Source organism: Edaphovirga cremea (genome assembly GCF_003332275.1).
GTDB lineage: Bacteria > Pseudomonadota > Gammaproteobacteria > Enterobacterales > Enterobacteriaceae > Edaphovirga > Edaphovirga cremea.
This window is the reverse complement of the sequence record NZ_QOVA01000024.1, coordinates 33,024-59,407: the sequence shown is the minus strand read 5'-3', so window position 1 is coordinate 59,407 and position 26,384 is coordinate 33,024. Positions and strand designations below refer to the sequence as shown.

Here is a 26,384-nt window from a genome sequence, read left to right as displayed (position 1 = left end):
GCATCAATGGGTTACTGGTGGGCAGCGAGGAGATTCAATTTACCGAGCAGCCGGACAGGTCGGTACAGCCCTGCCTGACGCGGGACACGCTCAAGCGCATTGACTTTAATTATGACAAGTTGCCCGCCAACTTCAATGACGCCCTGAAATCTGACCAGGCGTGCTTTCCGCTGAAGACCCTGTTGCCACAGGCGCAGGTCGAGTTTGACTCCGGTGAGCAGCAACTGAATATCACCGTGCCGCAACTCTACATGAACAATACGGCGCGCGGTTATGTCAGCCCGGCACTGTGGGACAAAGGTGTTCCGGCCGGAATTGTCGGTTATAGCATTAATGGCAATACCCAGCGTTCACGCGGCCAGACCAGCAATTCGGCCTTTGGCGGGATCAATGCCGGGCTGAACCTGGACGGTTGGTACCTGCGCCACAACGGTTCCTATAACTGGCAGGAAAACTATGGCGGGCATTACGAGTCGCTGAATACCTATGTGCAGCGGGATATCCCGACCATCAGGGGGCGGGTACTTCTCGGCGAGAGCAACACCCAGGGGCAGGTATTCGATACGCTGGCCTACCGCGGTGTTGAACTGGTCAGCGAAGACCGCATGCTGCCGAGTTCACAACGTGGTTACGCGCCAACCGTGCGCGGTATCGCGCGGACCAACGCCCGCGTCACCATTCGTCAGAATGGTCGGGTGATTAATGAAGTCAACGTGCCGCCGGGCGCGTTTGAAATCGATGACCTGTTCCCTACTGGCTACGGCGGTACGCTGGACGTCACCGTGACCGAAGCCGACGGCAGCATCCAGAACTTCTCGGTGCCGTTCGCCTCGGTGCCCAACCTGCTGCGTCCCGGCTCTCACCGTTACAATCTGGTGGCTGGCGAACTTAGAGATCCCAATCTCAGCAAAGATTATGCCCTGTATCAGGCCACCTACCAGCGCGGTATGAGTAACCTGATCACCACCTATGGCGGCTTACAGGCCAGCCAGAATTACTATTCGCTGCAACTGGGCTCGGCGCTGAGTACCGCCATCGGGGCTTTCTCCGCCGACGTCACTCAGGCCCGCACCCACCTGAACAGCGAGCCAACCAACCGCATGAGCGGCGAGAGTTACCAGTTGGGCTACAGCAAGTTCCTGCCGGAGACCAAAAGCAACCTGAGTATTGCCGCCTATCGCTTCTCCACCTCGGGCTATATGGATTTCCAGACCTCGATACGCGCCCAGGATGCCGAAGCCAGATGGCAGTCAACAGAAAATGTCAGACGTCCGAAGAACCGCTTTAACGTCACGGTCAGCCAGGGGTTGGCGGATCGTTGGGGGCAGATCTACGTCACCGGTTATACCCAGGATTACTGGAACTACGGCAATTCAGATTTGCAGTACCAGATGGGTTACAGCAACAGCTACAAGATGGTGACCTACAACCTGATCGCCGGGCGCAACCGCAACGGCGTTGGCGAGATGGAAAACAACATTCTGTTCAGCCTGAGCATGCCTTTGGGACGATTGGACCGGAGCAACGTGCCGCAACTGACGGCCAGCCTGAATCGCAACAGTAACGGACAGTTCGGGCAGCAGGTCGGGGTGTCCGGTTCGGCGGGCGAGGATTCACGTTACAGCTACGGCGTGACCGGCACCAACTACAACCAGGGTATCGGCAGCAGCATGGCGCTGAACGGGCAGTTCCGCAGCCCGGTGACCAACATGACGGCGGGGTACAGCACTGGCAGAAACTACCAGAATGCCTCGGTGGGGATGAGCGGCACGCTGTTGGCCTATCAAGGCGGGCTGGTGATGACGCCGTATACCGGTGATACCTTTGCGATTGTTGAAGCCAAAGGTGCATCCGGCGCGAAGGTCGGTAACTATTCCGGTCTGCGGGTCGATCCATGGGGCCATGCGGCAGTACCGTACCTGAACCCGTATGAGATGAACGAAATCATTATCGATCCCAAAGGACTGCCGTATGACGTGGAGTTGCAGAGCACCAGTCAGAAAGTGGCCCCTTACGCCGGGGCGGTGGTGCACCTGAAGTACAACACCCAGCAGGGCTACCCGCTGCTCATAACCACAACGTTAAGTGATGGCAGTCCGGTGCCGTTCGGTGCCAACGTGTTCGACAGCATAGGCAACAACGTGGGGACGGTCGGGCAGATGGGACAAATCTATGCCCGGGTGGAAAATGAGCGGGATCAACTTAGCGTGAAGTGGGGTCAGGACGGGGCGCAGCAGTGCAGCGTGTCATACCTGATGCCGCCGCAACCGAAAGGAAAACGTATGGAGTCGCTGATGCGCTTCACGTCCGTATGTGGGGGTAAAGCATGAAAGGAATGAAGCAGTGCATGGCCGGGCTTCTTTTACTTATGGTAGCCAGCCATGGTGCCTGGGCTGAAGTGACCTGCGCAGCACTTAGTGGTACGCCCCGTACCGATACCGTGCAACTGACTCCGGCAATTATCTCGGCGGGTGCAGACGTTCCTCTGGGTACGGTTATTTATCAGGGCCGATGGTTTGGTAGCGATCCCGGCCAACAGTTTTTATGCATTGTACCTGACAACAAAAATATCTGGCTTGACGTGGTACTGGGTATTAAATCCGCGCCCAAGCCGCTTTCAAACTGGACGGGGGGCCCTTTCGGCGGTGCCGTATATGAGACCAATATTCCGGGTATTGGTATTGCGATCTCCCGTAATAATAATGCCGACGCTGCCACACTGAGCCAACCGAGCCATCAATTTCCCAACGGGGTGGAAAGGGTGGTGACGGGAGGATCTCATGGAGGCTTTCTTCTTAATAGAACCCTCTACGTCTCGTTGATTAAAACCGGCCAGATTACGCCTGGAAATTATACCCTCGATGCGTCGCAACTTCCTGCGGCCTATTTGTATGTTGATAATGCGGCGGGTCGCCCGTATCTGCAAGGGCTCCCCATTTCTCTTAATGCTATCCAGTTTCAGGGGCAATTGACGGTGTCCACCCAGACCTGTTCCACGCCGGATGTGAATGTCCCCATGGGAAGTTTTGAATCGCGGGAATATTTTACAGGTATCAATGCGACGACCCCGTGGGTTGATGCTTCTATCTTGTTGACGGGTTGCCCTACTTTTCACGGTTTTTATAATGCTGACAACAGTACGCTCATGTTTGATTACAGTACGGGTAAAGGCTTGGTCGCAGAGTCAACCAGCAACAGCGTCGGCGTAAGGGTAACTCCCTCGACGTCAGTCATTGATTCCCCTAACGGGATCATGTCCATAGACAGATCTTTACCTAATGCAGCCTCAGGTGTCGGTATTCAATTGGGCTGGGGAAGCAACAGTGGGAATCCGGCATTATTCGACTTTGCGACAGAAAAACCGTTTCAACTGCCAAAAGATGGTCGCTCAGAAATCAAGATCCCTCTGGCGGCACGCTATATCCAAACCGACAGTATGGTGACGCCTGGAAAAGCGAGTGGCAAAGCCGTTTTCCTGGTTAATTATTATTGATCGCCAATTGTGTCAGTTTAAGTGAAATTGAGTACAGCACCAGCACGGTAAAAATTAAATTATCGTGCTGGTCTATCTTTGCACCCTGCATTTTGGGAACGCATGATGATATTAATAAGACTTTTTGCTGTGATAAAAACCAGTCACAAGGTTGAAATAATGAAGAGAATAAAATCAGTAGCACAAATGATGTTGCTACTGGTAGCAAGTTGCAGCAGCGTCTGGGCGACGGTAACGTGTAAACTCTATTCAGCAGCGACTCCACGAACTGATACTGTGCAATTAGCCCCGGCAACGATTTCAGCCGGAGCGGATATGCCCAATGGTACGATAATTTATCAGGGAAAATGGTTGGGTGGAGTGGGAGAGACTCAGATAAATTGCACCACAGACTTGGGGAGAGACGATGTCCTGACTTATAATTATGGCACTCTGCTTAATAGCGCTCCACGGCCGTTATCAAATTGGACGGGTTCTCCTTTTGGTGGTGCAGTATATGAAACTAATGTACCGGGTATCGGTGTTGCAATTTCACGCGGTGTTACTACCGGTGTTGTAAACCAAAGTGTAGCAGAATATTCCTTTATCAATCAGGGTGTGACGTTACCCGCAAAGGGATTCGGATATGCGGTCAATGCACCAACCCGATATATTTCTTTGATAAAAATAGGTGAGATAACTCCCGGTTCCTATACGTTGAAAGCGGCGGATCTACCCAGTTTCAAATTATTTTTCGACAACCCGTCAAATGGAATCAGAGTTATTGGATTTCCGATTACAACAAGTATCATTCAGTTCCAGGGGCAACTGACTATTACAACAAAAACCTGTGTGACACCGGATGTCAATGTCGATATGGGAAGCCATGAGATGCGAACGACCTTCACGGGCGAAGGTTCAGTAACGTCGTGGCGAGACGCGTCAATTGTACTCACCAACTGTCCTACCTTCTTTGGTTATTACAATAACAGCAATAATATCACCCTCTTTGACTATGATACCGGAGGAGGGCGTGTGATACCCAACGCCACGAATAATAACGTCGGTGTACGGGTAACCCCTTCGACTTCCGTTATTGACTCCTCCAACGGGATCATGTCCATAGACAGATCTTTACCTGATGCCGCCTCAGGTGTCGGTATTCAATTGGGCTGGGGAAGCAATAGTGGGAATCCGGCATTATTCGACTTTGCGACTGAGAAACCGTTTCAACTGCCAAAAGATGGTCGCTCAGAAATCAAGATCCCTCTGGCGGCACGCTATATCCAAACCGACAGTATGGTGACGCCTGGAAAAGCGAAAGGTAAGGCCGTTTTCCTGATCAATTATTATTGATCTCCTTAGTTTATTCACCCGGCATCATGCGTAAATAAGGCGGCTAATTAGCCGCCTTATTTATTGAACGGATTTACTTTATATAACGACTTTATTTTTTTAACGCATCAGAGCGCCATGCTGAGAAGCAGACAGCCGATTAATCCGCAAACAGAAATGATGGTTTCAAGTACTGACCATGATCTGATCGTCTCACCAATTGTCAGGTTAAAATATTCTTTGAATAACCAAAAACCGGGATCGTTTACATGGGAGAATATGACACTGCCGGAACCGACGGCCAAGACCATCAGTTCGGGACTAACGCCAGGAATCATCAGTAATGGTGCAACAATGCCACCGGCCGTCATGGCCGCAACGGTAGCCGAACCCAATGCCAATCGCAGGGCGGCGGCAATTGCCCATCCCATTAATAGAGGTGAAAGGGAACTGCCCTGCATTAATGCTTCTATATATTTAGCAACACCACCGTCTACCAGAATTTGTTTAAATGCCCCACCGCCCCCGATGATCATTAACATCATGGCAATAATCTTAATCGAGTCGCCAATGGTTTCCATTATCTGGTCCATTTTACGGCCACGATTCAGACCGAAGGTAAAGATCGCAATTAATACCGCAATCAACGTAGCCATAACGGGATCGCCAAAGAATTCAGCGTAAGACAGGAGGGCATGCCCTTTTGGTAATGTCATTTCAGCAATGGCACGACCGGCCATTAAGATCACCGGAACTAATGTGGTTGCCACGCTAACGCCGAACCCTGGCATTTCACTTTCAGTGAAAACTTTAGGGTTGTGCAGACCTTCGGGAACGGGCTTATCAATGCTTTTCAGGAAACGGGCATAAACCGGGCCAGCTAAAATAACGGTTGGAATAGCGATTAGTGTGCCATACAGCAACGTTAAACCCATATCGGCTTTAAACATTATTGCAATCGCGGTCGGGCCAGGATGAGGTGGCAATAAGGCGTGCGTAACAGATAACGCTGCTGCCATAGGGACGCCGATATACAGCAGAGGAATGCGTGCAGATGCTGCAATGGTAAAGACCAAGGGTAATAACAGAACAAAACCCACTTCATAGAACAGGGCAAAACCCACCACAAAACCAGTAAGAACGATTGCCCACTGAATATGTTCGCGACCGAATTTGGCAATTAATGTCGTCGCAATGCGTTGGGCACCCCCACAGTCTGCCAGCATTTTACCCAGCATTGCGCCAAAGCCCATGATCAGGGCCAGGCTTCCTAATGTACCCCCAACGCCATTCTTAATTGAGGTAATAACACTGTTGACGGGCGTTCCCTGCAAATAACCCAGCGCAAGCCCAACGCCCAATGCAACCAGTATCAGCGAAATGAAGCCGTTTAACTTGCAACGGATCATTAGAAAGAGCAATAAGGCAACGCCAATAACTACGATCACTAATGGCATAATAATTCTCCGGTATGGATAGGATATTAACGTAATCAGATAATTGCAGGCTGCGTGCAAATAGATTTTTCACAGACAATGTCATCATGTTCGCAGCATTTTTAGGTGATTAGTCGTTTTTTTTACATTCGTATAAATTTGTGACTTTGGTCTCATTTGTCTATGTTACCGGTATCATGATACCGGTAACATGCAGTAGTATGGAACCACGAAACGGCATAAATATTCATTTTGAGATAGAGATCAAACTTATGACAGGACAAAGCGTAGTGCTTATGGGTGTCTCTGGATGTGGCAAGTCAAGCGTAGGTGCCGCTATTGCCAGAGAGTTTGGCGCTAAATTTATCGATGGTGATGATTTACATCCACGCGCCAATATTCAGAAGATGGCTGCGGGCTCTCCGTTAAATGACGACGATCGTGCACCCTGGTTAGAACGTCTTAACGATGTGGCATATAGCTTAAGCCATAAAAATGAAGTCGGTATTATTGTTTGTTCCGCGCTTAAACGTCGTTACCGCGATCGTTTACGTCAAGACAATCCAAATATGATTTTTCTCTATATGAAAGGAAGCTTTGACATAATTGCAGAGCGCTTAAAAGCGCGTGCGGGCCACTTTATGCCAACCGCGCTATTAAAGAGTCAGTTTGAGGCATTGGAAGAACCGGGCGCAGATGAATTGGACGTTGTGAGTATCGCTATTGACGGCAGCTTTGATGAGGTTGTATCTCGGGGCGTTGAAACACTACGGAAAATAGGGATCAAATCCCGTAAATAATCATAATAAATAACTGATTAATTTTATTATATTCCTACAAATAGGGACAGGGCATGAATCCTATCGTTGAGAGAGTTACCCAGAAAATTATCTTGCGTTCGATGCTTAGCCGCACTCGCTATTTGGCTAAAATTGAAATGGCTAAAAGTAAAACGGTTTATCGCTCTCATCTTTCATGTGGAAACCTCGCCCATGGTTTTGCTGCCTGTTCTACGGAAGACAAAAATTCCCTGAAAAATATGCTGAAAAGTAATATCGGTATTATTACTTCCTATAACGATATGCTTTCTGCCCATCAGCCCTATGAACACTATCCTGAACGTTTGAAAAAAGCACTGCATGCCGTTGGCGCTATTGGCCAGGTCGCTGGCGGGGTACCTGCAATGTGTGATGGCGTAACGCAAGGTCAGGACGGTATGGAGCTGTCTTTGCTCAGCAGGGATTTGATCGCGATGTCAGCCGCCATTGGTCTGTCCCATAATATGTTTGACGGTGCGCTATTCCTCGGTGTTTGCGATAAAATCGTGCCGGGATTATTTATTGCCGCCATGATGTTTGGTCATTTACCCACCGTGTTCGTCCCTGCTGGCCCCATGCGCTCGGGGGCATCCAATAAAGAAAAAGTGCGGATCCGCCAACTGTATGCCGAGGGTAAGGTGGGTCGGGACGCTCTCTTGCAGTCTGAGGCTGATTCCTACCATTCTGCGGGTACCTGTACTTTTTATGGCACAGCCAACTCCAACCAGATGATCATGGAGGTAATGGGTCTGCATTTACCCGGCGCTTCTTTTGTCTATCCAGATGTGACTTTGCGCGATGAACTTACCGACGCAGCAGCCCGCCAGGTTACCCGCATGACCGAATCTTCAGGTGACTATTTGCCTGTTGGTCGTCTGGTTGACGAAAAAGTGATTGTAAACGGTATGGTGGCGTTATTGGCAACGGGAGGGTCAACCAATCATACAATGCATTTGGTGGCGATGGCCAAGGCTGCGGGTATTCACATTAACTGGGATGATTTATCCGAGTTGTCTGGCGCGGTGCCTTTATTAACGCGAATTTATCCCAATGGTCCGGGCGACATCAATTATTTTCAGGCAGCCGGTGGGGTTTCTCTCCTGATCCGCGAGTTATTGAAAGGCGGTCTGTTACATGAGGATGTGCATACTGTCGCCGGTTTTGGCCTTCATCGTTACACTCAGGAACCTTTCCTTGACGAGGGCAAACTTGCCTATCGCGATGGCCCTCACGTATCTCTGGATGCTGACGTTATTTCCACGCTGGAAACACCTTTTATCAAGCACGGGGGGACGAAAGTATTGTCCGGTAACCTTGGCAGGGCGGTGATGAAAACGTCGGCAGTCCCCGAAAAACATCAGGTGATTACGGCTCCGGCGGTGGTTTTTGAAAGCCAGTACGATATTGATGCCGCTTTTGATAGCGGGAAGCTGGATCGTGACTGCGTGGTCGTTGTTCGTTTCCAGGGACCGAAAGCGATTGGTATGCCGGAATTGCATAAACTGATGCCACCGTTAGGCGTGTTGATGGATCGTGGATATCAGGTTGCTTTGGTAACCGATGGTCGTTTATCCGGCGCTTCGGGCAAGGTTCCTGCTGCCATTCATGTCACCCCGGAAGCCTACGTCGGAGGATTATTGGCGAAAGTGCAGGATGGGGACATGATCCGGGTAGACGGTATCACCGGTAAACTTGAGTTGTTGGTTGATGAGAAGCAACTGATGCAGCGTGAAGCGTCAAAGCCCGATTTATCCTCGTCTCATGCGGGAATGGGCAGGGAATTATTCTCAGCGCTTAGAGAGAAAGTTTCTGGTGCTGAAGAGGGGGCGAGCTGCTTTTAACGTTTTCCGCTGACCTCTTTCACCACCCGAACTTTCGGCTCAAGCTGGAATAGGGTTGCAAAGCAGGGCTGGCCCTCAAGCCAGCCCTATATGTTCAAAGCGCGGCAGCAATGGCCGTACCCAGACTCTGGGTGTTGCCGTCTCCGCCCATATCTGGCGTTAACATGGATTTATCCGTTTTCGCGGCCAGTACATGTTCAATCGCCTTAACCACTGTTTCAGCAGCGTCGGCATGGCCGAGGTGTTCGAGCATCATGGCTCCGCACCAGATCTGGCCAACCGGATTGGCGATATTCTTCCCGGCGATATCCGGCGCAGAGCCGTGTACTGGTTCGAACAGGCTGGGAAAGGTGCGTTCCGGGTTGATATTGGCGGAAGGCGCAATGCCAATGGTGCCAGTACATGCTGGACCCAAATCCGACAAAATGTCGCCGAACAGGTTGCTGGCGACGACCACGTCAAAACGATCGGGATGCAGTACAAAGTGGGCGCTTAAAATATCGATATGATATTTATCGACTTTAACGGTAGGGTACTGTTCACTCATCGCCGCTACGCGGCTGTCCCACCACGGCATAGTGATCGCGATACCGTTGGATTTGGTGGCGGAAGTTAAGTGTTTCTTTGGCCGTTTCTGGGCCAACTCATAGGCAAATTTGAGAATACGATCGACACCGGTTCGCGTCATCACGGTTTCCTGAATAACGATCTCGCGTTCGGTGCCGGGGAACATGGTTCCGCCTACGCTCGAGTATTCACCCTCAGTATTTTCACGCACCACGTAGAAATCGATATCACCGGGCTTTCTGTCTGCGAGCGGTGCTTTTACCCCGGCCAGCAACCGGACCGGGCGCAGATTCACGTACTGATCGAACTGGCGGCGGAACTGCAACAACGATCCCCACAGCGAGACGTGGTCGGGAACCACGTCCGGCCAACCCACCGCACCAAAGTAAATCGCATCAAAGGATTTCAGTGTGTCAAACCAGTCGTCGGGCAGCATTTTTCCATGCTGTTGGTAATATTCAGCGCTGGCAAAATCGAACCAGGTCCATTCAAATTCAATCCCAAATTTATTGGCGGCGGCGTTCATCACTTTCACGCCTTCCGGCATCACTTCCTTACCAATACCGTCACCGGGGATAACGGCAATCTTGTACTTTGCAACGACCATCGTGAGGTTCCTCCTGGAAATTTACTTTTCACCGCAAGTGTATTCCTGCATTATGTTTAAATAATTAGCCTGGAATTCAATCTAATGTTGAATAAAAGTAAAGAATTCAACTCTTCTACTGATGACCTGCAATTCTTCATGCGCATTGCCGCGCTTTCCAGCCTGACGGAAGTTGCCCGCGAGTTGGGCCTGAGCCTGCCTGCGATCAGTAAACGATTGACGCAGTTGGAGAAAAGGTTGGGTGTGCAGTTGGTCAAGCGTACCACCCGGCGGCTTGAACTCACACCAGAAGGTACGCTGTATCTTGAGGGAGCCAGACCGATTCTGAACCAACTGGCCGAGTTGGAAGATGCGGTAAGCCGCCAAAGCGCTATGCTGCGAGGCAGCCTGAATATCAATGCTTCATTTGGTTTTGGGCGGCGGCATATCGCCCCATTGGTTTCGCGGTTTGCTGCGCTTCATCCAGAGTTGGCGATCAGCTTGCAGCTCTCCAGTCAGATGTTGAATTTTCTCAATGCGGGTTTTGATGTGGATATTCGCGTGGGCGAGGTGCCCGATTCGCGACTGATTGCCCGCCGCATCGCGCCCAATTTCCGCGTGGTGTGTGCCTCTCCGGCCTACTTGCAACGCCACGGCACACCCCAGCGCGTGGAAGAATTGGCAAGCCACAACTGCATTGTTCTACAGCAGCACGAGTCCGATTTCGCTATCTGGCGATTCAGCAAGGCCGGTAAAGAGATTAGCCAGAAAGTTCAGGGAAGCCTGATGACCAATGACGGTGAAGTCGCAATGCGACTGGCGCTGGACGGGCACGGTCTGATTTTACGTTCCTGGTGGGACGCCCACGAAGCGATTAAATCGGGCAAACTGGTACAAGTCTTGACTGCGTATCAGGTGCCATCGGCAGACATCTACGCGGTCTACCCGTACAACAAACAGACGCCCCGGCGAATAAAGCTGTTTGTTGACTATCTGAGTGAACAGCTTGCGGGTCAGGCGTTGGGTGAGTGATAGAGCAGTCGACCTGCTGGCATGAACTCATTCAACGCCAATTACTTGATATTGTTCGTGGATTTTTTGTAAAAACGCAGGCCAATACAGAAAGTAATAAAGCCAACTGAAAACAAAAAAATAAGCGATCCTATATCTGACTGATAAGTAGGGGTTCCAAAAATATCAGTACCAGAAAAATACCGTCTTATAGACTCAATACAAAATAAAATCCCGCATATAACCCCTGATACACCTAAATATTTCGAGCGGGATTTATTGAACTCATCAGAAGTGTTTTTTAAGAAAAACATACAATTCCCTGTATTTTAAACGTGACCGTCCATGTTCCGTAGATACTAGCAGGATCAGCGATCGGGTTGAACTAAAGAAGGGGGGATTTACTGATCGAGAATGGCTCCGAGCGGGACGCGAGCCATCAACGCCCCTATTCGCCCAAATATTTCGTTACCAATATCTCCTTTTCTTTCTCTTTCAGCTTAGTTAGTTTCCCTGCTAACTAAATGGGTATAAACATTTAGCAAAAAAAAGATGTAATACATTCAAGGGATGAATAATCATGAAACATAATGTCAGTAAGGCTGCATTGCTGGTTTTCAGCATGCTGCCTGCCTTCGCTTTTGCCGCCCATTGGTCCTACGTAGGAAAAGAATCACCAGAGCACTGGAGCGAACTCAACCCTGACTACAAACTGTGTCAGCAAGGCCAAAACCAGTCACCCATCGATATTCATGCCGTGCTGCAAGCCCATATCAGTCCGCTGGAAGTCAACTACCAGGATGCGCCGAACAGTATTCTGAATAACGGCCATACCATTCAGGTCAGCTTCCCGTCCGAAGCCAATGATAATATTACAGTTGATGGCGAAAAGTTTACGCTGCAACAATTCCACTTCCATGCGCCGAGTGAAAACACCGTTAATGGTAAGCACTATGCAATGGAACTGCATCTGGTGCACAAAAACACGCAAGGCGAAATCGCCGTGGTCGCTGTGATGTTTGAAGAAGGCAAGGCTAATCCAGAACTTGACAAATTGTGGCAGGCGATGCCCGCCACAGCCGATCAAAGCCAGCCTCTGACCCAGAAGATCGATATCAACCAGTTGTTGCCCAAAGATCTGGCCCACTACCGCTTCAGCGGTTCACTGACCACGCCCCCATGCTCTGAAGGGGTACGCTGGCTGGTGCTGAAACACTCAATCACGCTCTCTGCCGAGCAGTTGAAAAAATTCACCGACGTGATGCATCACGACAACAACCGCCCGACACAACCGCTGCATGGTCGCGTAGTGGTGGAATAGTGGTGGAGTAGAGTTATCCCCTCGGCGCTAACCAGACTGAAATTTCTTTATCGACTCGGTCTGGTTGCGCCGTTTTTTTGTTTCATTTATATAAACAGATGAAGGGGCAGCATGTTCTTAACGCATGGCATGGTATTAAAATAGAGGCATCCTATCTTGATGGTTCTATTATCTCTACTAGCATGAAGATCTTTGTATCAAACGACCCAATGTTGAGATTGATTTTGATTACTGCTTTTATGAACTGTCCTTCCTAAACTTCCCTTTTTAGCATAAGAGACTATTCCTACGCATTTTCCACGCACTTATTAACGCCATTTCTTTTAAAAATACAGCCATAACAATCGCAACGTATTAATTTTAAAGAGAAAATATAAACAATGATTGATTGGGCAACCTCTCTCGTTTGAATTCCATGCAATCTTTGCGTGGAAGCCAATGTTTTCATCTAAGAAATTATGGACGGCAGGGTCAACAATATATTGCGTTAATATTTTGTTGCTTTGTGATGCGTAAATGTAAAGGAGCGCTTTTCATTGCGAGCTATTTTAGATAACACATTACTGTTAAAGTTGAATTTTAATTTAAAATCATATTGTTACATAAGGATCTCAAATTTGCATACCAACTCATTAAAAACTAAAGGGAACTCAATAAAATTATCGTAAGAATAGGGTGTATCTCATTGAATACTAACGGTCTTAATTATATTAATGGTAATTAATATTGCTTAACGTAAAAATATTTTGCTGATTCTCTAGTATTTATCTCATCTACCAGGTAGAGGTAATTCGCACAGCCACCAGGATGCGCATTGCTGTCTATCTGGATTGATATGCAGATTAATCCTAATAAAAATGTTAATGTATGTATTTGAAATATATGAGTTAATTTAATAAGTTGGTTGAAAATCCTTAAAATTGGCAGCATTCAAAATATTTGACCCATAAAAAAAATAGAGTAATCGTAATGATAAAAACTGTTTTTTTGTTTTTAATTGGTCGTAAATTCTAGTATTCATTTTAATTTTGATGTTTTATTCTATTTTATCATTCTTGATGTGAGGCAATATTATCGTTTTGAATGAGTTGCCATGAGTGCAAATGGTCCTATAATACCCCCATATTGTTGGAGGTCTTATTTTGGTTTTTAAAGTCATAAAAATGAACCGAGATATTTATGGAAGATCTATCTTATGGATTCCTGATCGATAATGACATTCACTTTATCATCGCTTATAAAAAACTCCTGTATTACAGCGATGAGAGTGACGTGAGTTCCATGCTTTTCAGAGTTGTTTCGTTAAATGAAACACAAGCACGACTATTACTTTTTTTGCTGGAAAATCGTAAGAGTGAAGTCATAGATAAAAATTACATTATGAAAAGCGTATGGGATGAATTTGGCATGTCATCATCTAACCAGCGCCTATGGCAAGCTATTAACGAATTGAGGAAGAAGTTTTCCGCAATTGGTCTCAGTGGGGATTTAATAACGAATGTACACGGAATTGGTTACTCGGTAGATAACCGCAGAGTCATGTCGTTATTCATAAAGTAATTTTTGTTCTGTAAATCATAGAGCAGATATCAATATATCCATATGACATGGATAGCCACCACCATTTTAATGGATATTAGAATGGTATTAATAATACAAGGTATGTAGGAATATATATGAAAAAGTTAGCAATCGTTGCATCTCTGGTCACTGTATTTGGTTCTGTTGGTATGGCCCAGGCTTTCTCTACCGGTACTATCACGTTCAATGGTGAACTGACTGCAACCACCTGCAACGTCAATGTTGACGGTCAAGGTGCGGACGCGACAATCACCCTGCCAACCATCGGTACCAGCCAACTGTCAGGCGCCACCCAGACTGCAGGTCGTACAGGCTTCGTTATGGCACTGAGCGACTGTGCAGGCACGCTGCCCACGGCCTCTGCTTTCTTCGAAGCGGGTAGCACAGTTGATCAGACTACTGGGCGTCTGATAAACAGCGGCAGTGCTGGTAACGTAAGCCTGCAATTGCGTGACGGGTCAAGCACTTCCCAGGCGGTGATCAAAGCCGGTGATCAGGGTCAGAGTCAAATAGGCGGTACCACGTATGTGGCTTATGACACCACTTCAGGCACCGCCACCCTGCCGTATGCCGTGGAATACTATGCCGAAGGTGCCACCACTGCCGGTCAGGTAACCAGCAGCGTTGTTTATTCCATTCAGTACCAGTAATACGTTTGGGGGAGGGCATAACCCTCCCCATTTAGACTGTTTGCAGGGAGCTTATCATGTCTTTTTTTTCCCGGATCCCCCCTCAGGTCTTCTGCCTGGCGACCGTGGTTCTTTTCAGTACCAGCAGCCTGGCTGGCGTGGTGATTAGCGGTACGCGGGTGATCTATCCATCTGATGCCAGAGAGGTGAGCGTCAAACTCAGCAATGTCGGTTCAACCCCCGTGCTGATCCAGAGCTGGATCGATACCGGCGATTCCACGGCCAAACCGTCCGCCATTCGGGTGCCTTTTGTGTTGACCCCGCCGATAAACCGCGTTGAGCCCAGTAAAGGCCAGACCCTGCGTATCAGCTATGCCGGTGGCGCATTGCCGATGGACAAAGAGTCGGTATTCTGGCTCAACGTCCTTGAAGTCCCGGCAAAGAATGCGGCCAAAGCCGATGAGAATACGTTGCAGATGGCTTTCCGCTCGCGCATCAAGCTGTTTTATCGCCCCGCCGGGCTGACGGGCAACGCCAATGATGCCGCCAAAGCCGTCACCTGGAGTGCAAAAGGGAATGGTCTGCAAGCTACCAATCCGACGCCCTATTATGTCTCTTTTGCGAATGTGATGGTAAACAGTAAAAAAGTTGACGGTCTGATGGTGGCACCACGGGGAAACCAGATATTTGCTTTGCCGGCGAATGCGGGCAATAAAGTGAGTGGGGAGTTCGTTAATGATTACGGGGCAGTCAATTCTTTTGACGCCATCATAAAATAATAATTCCGTATAAATTAGCGATCTATTTAACGAGACAGGATTGTCAATATTCAGGAATGAATTCTGAAGGGATGCTTTATGTCAAAATCTTTGCAACGTGGATCGCAGAGTAAATTCTCCCCTCTGGCGCTAGCCATTCTATCGACTTTTTTCGTGGGGAATGCGCGCGCTGAAAATACAGTCACTCCCCAGCCAGAGACCGCAAAGAATCTGGAGTTTGATTCCTCATTCCTGAATGTTGATGATCAAAGCTCAGTGGACCTCAGCCGCTTTGCCCATGGTTCCTCGGCGCTGCCCGGCGTGTACAAAACCGCCCTGTATATTAACAGCCAACTGGTGCGCAATACCGACATTGAATTCAAGATGCGGTCAGACAAGTCGGTATATCCCTGCCTGACCCGTGAGATTATTAAAAACATTGCGTTCAATTACGAGAAACTGCCTGCGGATTTTTTAATTCCGTCAGGCAACGCTGACCAGTGTCTTGACCTGGAAAAGAAGTTGCCGCAGGCGCGGGTTACTTACGACACTAATGAACAGCGCCTGGATATCGTTATTCCGCAGATATATATGCTGACGACGGCCCGGGGCACGGTGAGCCCCGAATTGTGGGACAGTGGCGTCCCGGCACTGTTGCTCGGCTATAACGTCAATGGCTACACCAGTGAATCGCGCGGCACCACTTACAATTCCCTGTATGCCGGCGTGAATGCCGGGCTGAACGTCGGTGCCTGGTATTTACGCCATAACGGCGCCTACAGCGGATCGAATGTCGGGCCGAAGAAGTACAACACCCTCAATACCTACGTGCAGCGCGATATTCCGATCATCAAGGGTCGCGTGCTGATGGGCCAGTCCAACACGCTGGGGATGCTTTTCGATACGCTGCCGTTCACCGGTATCCAGTTGGCCAGCGACGAGCGGATGCTGCCGGAGTCGGTGCGCGGCTATGCGCCGGAGATCCGCGGGATTGCCCGCACCAATGCCCGGGTCACCGTGCGCCAGGGCGGTCAGGTGCTGTATGAAACCACCGTCACCCCCGGCGAGTTCCTGATCAATGACCTGTACCCGACCGGGTACGGCGGGGATCTGGAGGTCACCGTGCGGGAGTCTGACGGCACGCAGCAGACATTCCTGGTGCCGTATGCGTCGGTAGCACAACTGCTGCGGCCGGGGTCGTCGCGTTATTCGCTGACCATGGGTGAACTGCGCAGCGAAATCCTGCGCCACAATTCGGCGCTCTATCAGGCGACCTACCAGCGCGGGCTGACCAACAGCGTCACCGGTTACGGCGGTATGCAGCTCAGCCAGAACTACTATGCCCTGCAGGTCGGGGCCGCGATCGGTACGCCGATCGGCGCAGTGGCGTTTGATGCCACCCAGGCCCGTATGCATCTGGGTAAAAGCACCGATGGACCGAACAGGCACGACGCGGCGATGAGTGGCCAGAGCTATCAGATCAGCTACAGCAAGATGATCACCGAGACCAACAGCAACCTGTCGCTGGCGGCCTACCGTTTCTCCACCGACGGCTACATGGATTTCATGACCGCGATGCAGACCCGCGAAGCGGTGGAACAGGGCTTCCCGGCGGACTCGATATGGCGGGCCAAAAACCGGCTGACGGTCACCTACGGGCAGGGGCTTCCTGACGCGTGGGGGCAGTTATATCTGAGTGGCTCGGTGCAGAACTACTGGAACAAAGAGGGTACCGAGAAGCAATACCAGATGGGCTACAACAACCGCTACAAGAGCGTGTCCTACGGGCTGAGCGTGGGCCGCAGCTATTCCAGCCTGGGCTCGACCCAGACCAACTACCTGCTCAGTTTCAGCGTGCCGCTGGGACGTGATGACCAGAGAAATATCCCGCAGTTGCGTATGGATCTTTCCCATGACAGCAGTGGCCGTTATGGGCAGCAGGCAACCGTGTCCGGTACGGGCGGCGCTGATAACCAGTTCAGCTACGGCGTGACGGCGATGAACGCCAATCAGGGGGTCGGCACCAGCGGGTCGGTAAACGGCAACTACCGCAGTCCGGCGACGGCGATGAGCGGCACCTACAGCACCGGGAAAGGCTACCACAGCGCCTCCGCTGGCCTGAACGGCACGGTGATTGGGCATACGGGCGGCCTGACCTTTACGCCTTACACCTCAGATACCTTCGCGCTGATTGAAGCCAAAGGGGCGGAAGGGGCCAGCATGTCGTCGTATCCGGGGGTGACGGTTGATTCGCGCGGCTACGCGGTGGTGCCTTACCTGAACCCGTACCAGATGAATGACATTATCATCGATCCGCAGGGGACGGCGGCGGGCGTGGAGCTGGACAACACCAGCCAGAAAGTGGCGCCGTATTCCGGGGCGGTGGTGAAAGTGAAATACAACGCCAGGCAGGGGACCCTTATCCTGATCAATTCCACCTACCAGGGTGAACCGGTGCCGTTTGGGGCGAATATCTTTGACGGCAAAGGCAACAGCGTGGGCTCGGTGGGTCAGGGCGGGCAACTGTATGCGCGGGTGGCGGAAGACCAGGGTCGGTTGCAGGTGAAATGGGGCGAAGGCGGCGAGATGCAATGCACCGTCAGCTATGTGCTGATGCCCATTGCCAAAGGGCAGACCCAGAGCCAGATACAGACATTCACCTCCCCTTGCACGGCGGCAACATCCTCAACTTTCCAGACGTCGAAACTGGCAAAAAGCGACACAGTATCGGCGGTTAACAACGGTTAACCGCCGGGGTATCACAACTATTTTCCTTTCTGGCAGGGCCTGCACGGAGAGTCAGAAAGAGGGATAATGACGTATGAAGTTATCGATGAAAAACATTTTGATTTTGTTCTGTGGGGTACTGTTAACTACAACCAGCCACTGTGGATGGGCTGTGGTAACTTGTGAGTTTGATCGGGGGTCAAGTACCGTATCACTAACTGTACCACTGAGCCCGCCGGTAATTTCAATAGGTGCAGATATTCCGGAAGGGACCATTATCTATCAGGGAGGATGGACTAATCCTCCCTCATATATGCTATGTTTAGCAGATGAGTTCCCTGCTTTCTATAACTGGGCTGTCAGTATTGTTCATGCCCCCCTTCCACTCAGTGGGCTAAATACCGGCCCCTTTGCTGGGGCAGTATATCAAACCAATATCCCTGGGATTGGCGTTGCTATATCACGATACAAAGATCGTGCTGCAGCAATAATGGGGGCTCCGGGGTATCGTGATGAGGATGTCGTCATCGGTGAAGCCGGGAGCTTTGCCACTTTAAGCAGTGCAACGCGCTATATTTCATTGATCAAGATAGGCACGCTGATCCCGGGGAGTTACTCTATTGCAGCATCGAGTTTTCCCACAGCGAGTGATGATATTATGAATTCGCGTTCCGCCAGCCCCATCCAAGGATTGCCTATTCGACTAAACAACGTCACGTTTCAGGGAAACCTGATCGTCTCGTCGCAAACCTGCACTACCCCTAATGTTTTTGTTACATTAGGGTCATACGAAATACATGATCATTTTAAATCGATAAATTCAACAACCCCTTGGGTTGATGCCTCAATTAGCCTGACCAATTGCCCGACATTTCACGGTTTCTATAATCAGAGCAACCCCGCGCAATTGATAAATTTCAATACTGGTACAACTATTGTTTCACCTTCAACCAATAACAGTATTGGCATACGTCTGACACCGACAACCGAAGTGCTGGATGGCACCAATGGAATTATGGCTATCGACTCAATGATATCCGGGGCAGCCTCAGGCGTTGGAATACAACTTGGTTGGGGAGATAGCAGCCAAGCGCCGACGCCATTTAACTTTACGGCAGAAAAAACCATTACGCTACCTAAAGACGGCACCTCGACGATCCGCGTGCCGCTGTCGGCCCGCTATATTCAAACGGCGACAACACCCACGCCTGGAAAAGCGAATGGCAAAGTGGAATTCACCATTAACTATTATTAATAAATAAAAGACGATACCAGCAAGATAAAGCGTCTGCGCATCGTCACTTATTATAAAAGCTCAATACATGGGGGGTATTGGCAACGCTGTCAGAGTCATGTTGCTATCAATAGATATCAGGGTGTCTAAAAAAGGACGAGGGATATGACCATAAATATTAATATAGTGACTGAAAACATCTATTTTTTTAACGGGATCAAGGAGCATCTCCAGGACGATGAGCATGTGGTGAACAGGATCAATCCGGATGAATTAAAAAACCTCCCAGGAAGCAGATTTAAGGAGGAGGATATATTTATTTTTTACACGTCAAATTATCTTGATGAGCTTTCCTTCCTGATTTCAAGGGCTTCTTTCGCAGGGCGGTTGATTTTCATTCCAACGAACAGCGAGGTAAAGTTTAATAGCGCCTTTAGGAGACATACTTTCCTGGATGCTTATGCCGGCATTGAAATTATTAGGGACAAGATAGCGAAAAACCCGGTAGACGAGGAATTTGCAATGGATTTAATGCGAGATAAATTGACCGAAAGGGAAAAAATCATCCTGCTTCATACCATTAATGGAATGAATGCCTATTCCATTGGTCAATTTTTACGTATTTCAATAAAAACAGTGTATGCACACAGACGCAACGCTTTCCTTAAACTGGGTGGCAGGAATATGTTTGAAATATGTCCGGTGAGAACAGAAACTCTAAGAACGGCAATTTTCTGACTCAGTGCATAAGCCGGATACCAACGAATGCACTGAGTGATGATGGCGATGGCAAATTTATTCTGCCTATAGTTCCTTTATATATAAAGCAAGACCTGAGAAAGGTATAAAATTACCCGTTATAAAACTATTTTAGCGAGCATGAACCCTACTGGTACAGAACAGACAATGCCTAATAAACCGGGTAAAAAGAACGGGTGGTTAACAATAAAACACCCATTCCACTTCTTACTCAAAAATGAACCGGTATCATCTGTAGCAATAGCAAATGCCGTCGTCGGATAAATATTGGTAATATATAACGCACTCACTGCAACAAAACTGGCAAGAATCGTTCCGGCATCAACATTAAGCGATGCAGCGATAGGGATCAGCAATGCACTCGTTGCACCCTGACTGAATAGTAACGCACTGGTAAAGAAAAACACCACGGCGAGAAGTGCCGGATAATCGCGTAACATTTCCCCCGCAACAGTTTTGATTTCAGGAATATGAACCCCGATAATTGTGGCACTTAACCAGACAATACCAAGCACAACAACCAATGATTCGGCACCATCCTGAAATATAGGTGCCTTTTTTATTGAGGCTAATTCAACTTTACAGACTACGGCCATGATGAGTGAGGTAAGTAACATGGTAATGACAATAATATCCTGCGATCCTAATTTATGACCAATAATCGGCTTAAGTAAAAGCATCAGAACGATAAATGAAACGCCGGACAGGAAAATCCACACGGAGCGTTTAGCCTCAGGGCTGGCATCAAGTAACTTTACTTCTGGTGGGATAAAATTCACTAATCCCTTATTCACCCGATCGATATAGATGGGATCATTTTTTAAATCTACCCCCTGACGACTGGCAACAAATGCTGCGACAACAGTACCAAATATCGCAGCCGGTATAATGACGCACAGCGCTGAACCGAAACTGACGCCCATTTTTTCGACCGCGACATACATTGCCGCTGTTGCCGCTGATATTGGCGATGCAGTAATCGCTATTTGGGAGGCAACGACGGCAGAGCTTAGTGGTTGGCTTGGACGGATACCATTCTCTTTAGCGACTTGTTGAATGACGTTGAGTACTGACATCGCCGTATAACCGGTTCCGGCCAGCATGGTTAATACAAACGTCGTCGCTGGTGCCAATATATTGATGTGACGCGGATGATTTCTTAATAACTTCTCCGCACATTTCACCATATACCCCATTCCACCGGCTTGCTGCATCACTGAAAGTGCCAGAATTACCGATAGAATGATTAACATAACGGCTATAGGGATATCTCCTGGGGGTAATCCAAGAATAAAAACCACGATGGCCAGCCCTAATCCTCCGGCAAGCCCAACGCCAATCCCCCCAAGGCGTGCCGCCATGACTATGGCACCAAGCAAGATTACAATTTCAAGAATTAACATAATGGTTATCCTCATTATTATTAGAATTACTTCGTTATAAATACCGGTCAGCCAAGTCAGGCGGAGAATTATTAACTTTCTTGATGATAACGATGTACTGCGGCAGCACTGGCCGACGGATCGGTCATGATCATTGGGTCAAGTAAATAATCAGCCTGTGCCGCAGTCAAAATTCCCTCGGCAATAACAACCTCGCGGATGCTTAAATTCTGTTCAAAAGCCTGAATGGCGACCTGACTACCTATTTTGTATCCGAAGAGCGTTGAAATAACGGTGGCTAATGCGGTGCTCTGTTCTGCATAACGGCGGCATACTTCAACGTTCGGTTTTAAGTCGATCAGGCATTTATCAATAAAGATTGGAATAGCGTTGGTTAATAGACCGCAGGACTCAAAAAGGGTCTTGATAATTACAGGCTCCCAAACGTTAAGATCAAGTTCTCCTCCCTCGACAGCCATGGTAATGCTGAGATCATTGCCAATGACCTGATAGGCAATTTGATTGATGAGTTCAGGTATTACCGGGTTGATTTTTCCCGGCATAATGGATGAACCGGGCTGGACAGCAGGAATAAAGAGTTCATTCAAACCGGCTCGGGGACCAGAGCCTTGCAAACGGAAGTCTGTTGCCATTTTGGACAAAAATACCGCCAGTTTTTTAATTTGCGCGGCAACCTCAAGGTAAGTATCCCCGTTTTGTAGTCCATCAAAGAAGTTTTCTTCAGCGACAAAGGGTTCTCCGGTTATCTGCTGCAATTGCGGATAAACGTGTTCGAGATATCCCTGAAGGGTTGATAAACCGGTACCGACCGCCGTGGCACCTAGCGGCAGCGAGAAAGTTTGTTTTCGTGCCTCAATGAGTGACTGATGCAAGCGTTTGGTCTGATGATAATAGCCGCTGAATTGTTGGCCCAGAGTTATCGGAACTGCATCCTGCAGACAGGTTCTGGCCAACTTAACGACCTTGGCAAAGTCGATTGTCTTCTGTTTCAGCACCTCTTCAAGTCTGCCCACGACGGTAATTAAATCGGCAAGATTCAGACAGCAGGTTATTTTCATTGCTGCCGGAATAACGTCATTGGTTGATTGGCACATATTGACATGAGTATTGGGGTGAACAACGAGGTAACCTTTGCTTCCAGTGATAATTTCATTAGCCCGATTAGCGATGACCTCATTCATATTCATGTTGGTAGAGGTGCCACCCCCGCCCTGAAAAATATCAATGGGGAAGTGGTTATCGAACTTGTGTTCCATTACCTCTGTTGCCGCCTGGATAATCGCATTGGCAATTTCAGGATCCAACGCATTAATTTGACTATTAGCCTCAGCAGCCGCACGTTTAATTGCAGCAACAGACCAAAGATAGTTAGGAACATCCACCGCCGTTTTCCCAGATACCGCAAAATTCAATCTGGCTCTTTCGGTCTGGGCGCCATAGTAGGCATCATTCGGTATTATCACATTTCCTAATGAATCTGTTTCAGTTCTCATACAATGACTCCTGATGTAATTGACAGAATTCATTCTATGGTGGCGCTCTCAGCCAAAATGAGAGGTAGATCAGTTACAGCATGGTGAGTTGATAATATAATGATTACTATTAAAAATATTAATAGTTGATATGAGTATGGAAAAAATTACCTTCGATTTACATCAGCTTAGAGCTTTTATTACCGTCATTGATACCGGATCTTTTAGTGCCGCGGCCCGACAGTTGAATCAGACTCAGTCAGCGATATCTCAGCTCATTTCACACTTGGAAAAATCGTTGTGCTGTCAATTGATTGACCGTCGGACACGTCCAGTAAAACCCACTCTGGCGGGCCATGAATGTTACAAGTTCAGTATGAAAATTATGGCTGAATGCAAACAAATGCAGAATTGGCTGCATATTATCGACAGCGGTAAATTACCGCTTCTGCGTTTGGGGTTGGTGGATTCAGTGGTTGCGATTGCTGGGCTGCAAATCTTGAAATATCTAGAACCAAAAGTGGATAAGATCAGCCAGATTACGGGTACTGCACCAGAATTATTGGCTGCATTGCAATCAGGTAAACTGGATGTCATCGTTACCATGATAAACGAAGATACCCCTGATTTGTTTACTCTTTACCCGTTGATAACAGAGAAGTATTTTGTCGTCACTCCCATTGAATGGCCAGAAAAAACCTTGGAGCAGTTGTGTAAGCACCATAATTACATCGCCTACGCTTACAAGACACCGACAGGTGCCCAAACGCAAAACTGGTTAAAATGGCGTAGTCTAAAACCTCACATTCAATTTGAGCTCGCCAGGGCAGACCATATTTTATCGATGATTGCTTCAGGCCACGGTTGGACGCTGACAACGCCGATGTTTTTAGCCAATGATTTTAGCTTGCTGTCGAACCTCAATTGTATCCCTGTCCCCTCTCCGGGCCTGAGCCGGAAAATGGCCATATTATGTCGTGCGGGGGAGTTGGAGAATTTTATCCCTCCCCTTGTTTCTGACGTTAAGCACATTCTGGATACCACCATCTACCAACACCTGGCAGAACGCTGGCCTTGGATGTATGAAGATTCAAATCCCTTGGCGCAGAGTGCAGTTGATGATTGATAAATAGCGAAATAGGAGGGGGGGAGGTTGTACCCAGCGGTAAATAGTGGATTCAGTCAGCGTTTCCTGTAATTCACTGTAGCGAATGCCGTATTTGCGATACCCGCGTAGCGTCAATAATGGGTAAGTATTAAATCATTAATCGAATGCTGATCAGGATTGACTTTATTTCGTGGGTCGTAAAGTGGCAGTTTTAATCGCGGTATCTTTGCGTATTGCGGGAAATAGGGAAACTGTCTAAATATAAGTTTGATGTGATAGGGCGAGCAATTATAAAGAACAGAATAAACAATGAGACACCGAGCTGGGTTAGCGATTTTTAATTCTTATGTGCCTGTCTATATTTATGTTTTCATAGGGGAAAGTAGTGATGGTACCCGATTGGGATGATGGAGGTTTGTCTGTCTTGGAGGGCGTTGCATAATGCATTTTTCGCATGGGATCAATCTGATTTCAATTCATCATTAAAAATAAACTGTTTGGTTCGATTTGAATGTCTTATGCTTTTTATGTTTTAGTCGGATGAAACTTAAATCTATTTTTTATTTGGTAATCATTCATCGTTATAGGATATGCTCTGAACGACCTGTCAGCGACAGGTGTTATTAATTCTTGACCGAGTAATTTCCGGTATAATTGCATAGGAGTTTTTTGTGGCACATCGTAAATTTCTCACTCTAACGGAAGTCCACAACCTGATGAGTGCTGCCCGGAATAAACAGACCGGGGTACGGGACAGTTGCCTGATCCTGCTAGCCTTCCGCCATGGGTTACGTATCAGTGAGTTGCTGAACTTGCGTTACAACGATCTTGAAATGGTTGAAGGGCGGATAAATATACGCCGGCTTAAGAATGGATTCTCTACCATTCATCCTCTGATGAGTGATGAATGCAAGGCGATTATGGAATGGAGTCAGATCAGAGCACAGTGGAAGCCGGCCGTGGATCCGGACATTATCTTTATTTCCAAGCGAGGAACCCAGTTATCGCGCGGCCAGGCCTGGCGAATTATCCGGCAAGCCGGTGAAATGGCAGGCACAACCACCAATACGCACCCCCATATGCTACGTCATGCCTGTGGCTATGAACTGGCGGAAAGGGGCACCGATACCCGGCTGATTCAGGATTATCTGGGGCACCGCAACATTAGGCACACCGTGCGTTATACCGCCAGTAATGCGGCTCGATTTGCCGGGATATGGGAGTGGAATAACCTGATTCGACGAGATTTTTGTATGAAAAACACATAAAAAAGATGAAACAATTGGGGCTAAACTGTTCTAAGTTTTAAACGAACGGTAACAATTTGCAATACCTGATGAGAGAATAATTCTGAATTTTTCTTCATCATGATGAAAGATAATGCTTTTTTTTAACCTACCTGTTTGATATTCCCACTTCCCCTTTTTCTGGTTATTCCGCAAACGTTCTGTTTCTGAAAGAAAAAATTTAAGCTACACATTCTCTGCGCTATTGCAAAGCATTTCATTTCTAATTTCTCTCATTTTCTTATAAAAAATAGTCAATTAGCCTGGCAGGTACGTGATTGCTGTTTTTTTATAGGGTGAAACAAAATAGCCCCAAATGTCTCATGTTGATGGCGACAACTGAACGGAATAGGGAGGTCCGGCCGTGAAGGAAAATAAAGTCTGTACGGTTGCCCGGCAGGGGAATCGACCTTCCACACTTTTTCATGGTTATGAAACATTATGTGCTAAAAGGAAAACAGTATGAAAATCAAAAGACTGGCTGCTGGAGTAATCACAGTCCTTTCTCTGGCTAGCGTGGCGAATGCGGCGACGACTACCGTCAACGGGGGCACCATTAAGTTTACAGGGGAAATTGTGAATGCTGCCTGTGCGGTAGATGCGGGTTCCATTAACCAGACCGTTGAATTGGGCCAGGTCAAAACCGCCACGCTGGCTACAGCCGGTGACACCAGTACCGCTGTCGGATTCAAAATTCAACTGAATGACTGTGATACTACTGTAGCCACCCAGGCCGCTGTTGCCTTCACCGGCACAGCCGTTAGTAGTCTCCATGACACCGCGCTGGCCCTGCAAAGCTCTGCCGCTGGTGGCGCAACCAATGTGGGTGTTCAGATCCTTGATCGTACCGGTATCCCACTGGTAGTGGACGGCGCGACTTTCAGTGCAGCCACTACGCTGATTGATGGTACCAACATTGTTCCATTCCAGGCTCGTTATATCGCCACCGGTGCCGCTACGGCAGGTATTGCCAATGCTGATGCCACTTTCAAGGTGCAGTACCAGTAAGCCGAATTAGATCATCATGGACGATTATTTCA

The 26,384-nt window shown here is 48.4% G+C and carries 20 protein-coding genes; 16 read left to right on the top strand and 4 right to left on the bottom strand.

Translation table 11 applies throughout. The features are described from left to right. The 3 genes from DRI82_RS20490 to DRI82_RS20480 all read left to right on the top strand — a co-directional run. On the top strand, positions 1-2,330 hold a 2,330-nt coding region (locus DRI82_RS20490), incomplete at its 5' end, for a fimbria/pilus outer membrane usher protein (protein WP_157968112.1). Then, complete coding sequence (locus tag DRI82_RS20485) at positions 2,327-3,493, top strand: fimbrial protein (RefSeq protein ID WP_114195761.1); 1,167 nt, start codon at positions 2,327-2,329, stop codon at positions 3,491-3,493. The genes DRI82_RS20490 and DRI82_RS20485, both read left to right, overlap by 4 nt. Before the next feature lie 159 nt (positions 3,494-3,652). Continuing rightward, entirely contained in the window at positions 3,653-4,828 is a 1,176-nt protein-coding gene (locus tag DRI82_RS20480; protein WP_245956890.1) for a fimbrial protein, read from the top strand. A gap of 107 nt (positions 4,829-4,935) precedes the next feature. Here the strand turns inward: DRI82_RS20480 and gntT are convergent, their stop codons facing one another. Continuing rightward, positions 4,936-6,264 carry a gluconate transporter gene (gene gntT / locus DRI82_RS20475; RefSeq protein ID WP_114195760.1) on the bottom strand — a complete coding sequence of 443 codons (1,329 nt, stop codon included), beginning with the start codon at positions 6,262-6,264 and terminating at the stop codon, positions 4,936-4,938. Between the two features lie 251 nt (positions 6,265-6,515). Here gntT and DRI82_RS20470 point away from each other — a divergent pair, with 251 nt between their 5' ends. Continuing rightward, positions 6,516-7,043 (top strand): gluconokinase, encoded by a 528-nt coding sequence (locus DRI82_RS20470; RefSeq protein ID WP_114195767.1) that lies wholly within the window; start codon positions 6,516-6,518, stop codon positions 7,041-7,043. A 53-nt stretch (positions 7,044-7,096) separates the two neighbouring features. Continuing rightward, entirely contained in the window at positions 7,097-8,902 is a 1,806-nt protein-coding gene (edd, locus tag DRI82_RS20465) for a phosphogluconate dehydratase (protein ID WP_114195759.1), read from the top strand. A 94-nt stretch (positions 8,903-8,996) separates the two neighbouring features. Here the strand turns inward: edd and DRI82_RS20460 are convergent, their stop codons facing one another. After that, positions 8,997-10,076, bottom strand: a complete 1,080-nt coding sequence (locus tag DRI82_RS20460) for a tartrate dehydrogenase (protein ID WP_114195758.1) — start codon at positions 10,074-10,076, stop codon at positions 8,997-8,999. A gap of 84 nt (positions 10,077-10,160) precedes the next feature. Between DRI82_RS20460 and DRI82_RS20455 the strand changes: the two genes are divergently transcribed. The 8 genes from DRI82_RS20455 to DRI82_RS20420 all read left to right on the top strand — a co-directional run bounded on the left by DRI82_RS20455 (position 10,161) and on the right by DRI82_RS20420 (position 20,054). Further along, positions 10,161-11,087: a LysR family transcriptional regulator gene (locus DRI82_RS20455; RefSeq protein ID WP_211317700.1), complete on the top strand. Its 927-nt coding sequence runs from the start codon at positions 10,161-10,163 to the stop codon at positions 11,085-11,087. 559 nt (positions 11,088-11,646) lie between these two features. Then, the gene (locus tag DRI82_RS20450) at positions 11,647-12,387 is read left to right on the top strand and encodes a carbonic anhydrase (RefSeq protein ID WP_114195756.1); all 741 of its coding nucleotides are present in this window, start codon (positions 11,647-11,649) and stop codon (positions 12,385-12,387) included. A 1,179-nt stretch (positions 12,388-13,566) separates the two neighbouring features. Next, a complete protein-coding gene (locus DRI82_RS20445; RefSeq protein WP_114195755.1) occupies positions 13,567-13,947 on the top strand; it encodes a winged helix-turn-helix domain-containing protein in 381 nt (126 codons plus the stop codon). Between the two features lie 116 nt (positions 13,948-14,063). Next, complete coding sequence (locus tag DRI82_RS20440) at positions 14,064-14,618, top strand: fimbrial protein (protein ID WP_114195754.1); 555 nt, start codon at positions 14,064-14,066, stop codon at positions 14,616-14,618. 56 nt (positions 14,619-14,674) lie between these two features. After that, positions 14,675-15,376 carry a fimbria/pilus periplasmic chaperone gene (locus DRI82_RS20435; RefSeq protein WP_114195753.1) on the top strand — a complete coding sequence of 234 codons (702 nt, stop codon included), beginning with the start codon at positions 14,675-14,677 and terminating at the stop codon, positions 15,374-15,376. A 78-nt stretch (positions 15,377-15,454) separates the two neighbouring features. Continuing rightward, the gene (locus DRI82_RS20430) at positions 15,455-18,103 is read left to right on the top strand and encodes a fimbria/pilus outer membrane usher protein (protein ID WP_114195752.1); all 2,649 of its coding nucleotides are present in this window, start codon (positions 15,455-15,457) and stop codon (positions 18,101-18,103) included. A 73-nt stretch (positions 18,104-18,176) separates the two neighbouring features. Continuing rightward, positions 18,177-19,337, top strand: a complete 1,161-nt coding sequence (locus DRI82_RS20425) for a fimbrial protein (protein WP_245956889.1) — start codon at positions 18,177-18,179, stop codon at positions 19,335-19,337. 144 nt (positions 19,338-19,481) lie between these two features. Further along, positions 19,482-20,054 (top strand): helix-turn-helix domain-containing protein, encoded by a 573-nt coding sequence (locus DRI82_RS20420; protein WP_114195751.1) that lies wholly within the window; start codon positions 19,482-19,484, stop codon positions 20,052-20,054. Positions 20,055-20,173: 119 nt separating this feature from the next. Here DRI82_RS20420 and DRI82_RS20415 read toward each other — a convergent pair whose 3' ends face one another. Both DRI82_RS20415 and DRI82_RS20410 read right to left on the bottom strand, forming a co-directional pair. Beyond that, on the bottom strand, positions 20,174-21,478 hold the full coding sequence (locus tag DRI82_RS20415) for an anaerobic C4-dicarboxylate transporter (protein ID WP_114195750.1): 1,305 nt from the start codon (positions 21,476-21,478) through the stop codon (positions 20,174-20,176). Between the two features lie 71 nt (positions 21,479-21,549). Continuing rightward, positions 21,550-22,971: an aspartate ammonia-lyase gene (locus DRI82_RS20410; protein WP_211317699.1), complete on the bottom strand. Its 1,422-nt coding sequence runs from the start codon at positions 22,969-22,971 to the stop codon at positions 21,550-21,552. A gap of 136 nt (positions 22,972-23,107) precedes the next feature. Here DRI82_RS20410 and DRI82_RS20405 point away from each other — a divergent pair, with 136 nt between their 5' ends. The 3 genes from DRI82_RS20405 to fimA all read left to right on the top strand — a co-directional run bounded on the left by DRI82_RS20405 (position 23,108) and on the right by fimA (position 26,352). Beyond that, on the top strand, positions 23,108-24,076 hold the full coding sequence (locus tag DRI82_RS20405) for a LysR family transcriptional regulator (RefSeq protein ID WP_170138740.1): 969 nt from the start codon (positions 23,108-23,110) through the stop codon (positions 24,074-24,076). Positions 24,077-24,729: 653 nt separating this feature from the next. After that, on the top strand, positions 24,730-25,326 hold the full coding sequence (locus DRI82_RS20400; protein ID WP_114195748.1) for a tyrosine-type DNA invertase: 597 nt from the start codon (positions 24,730-24,732) through the stop codon (positions 25,324-25,326). 480 nt (positions 25,327-25,806) lie between these two features. Next, positions 25,807-26,352 carry a type 1 fimbrial major subunit FimA gene (fimA, locus tag DRI82_RS20395; RefSeq protein WP_114195747.1) on the top strand — a complete coding sequence of 182 codons (546 nt, stop codon included), beginning with the start codon at positions 25,807-25,809 and terminating at the stop codon, positions 26,350-26,352. Positions 26,353-26,384 lie beyond the last annotated feature (32 nt).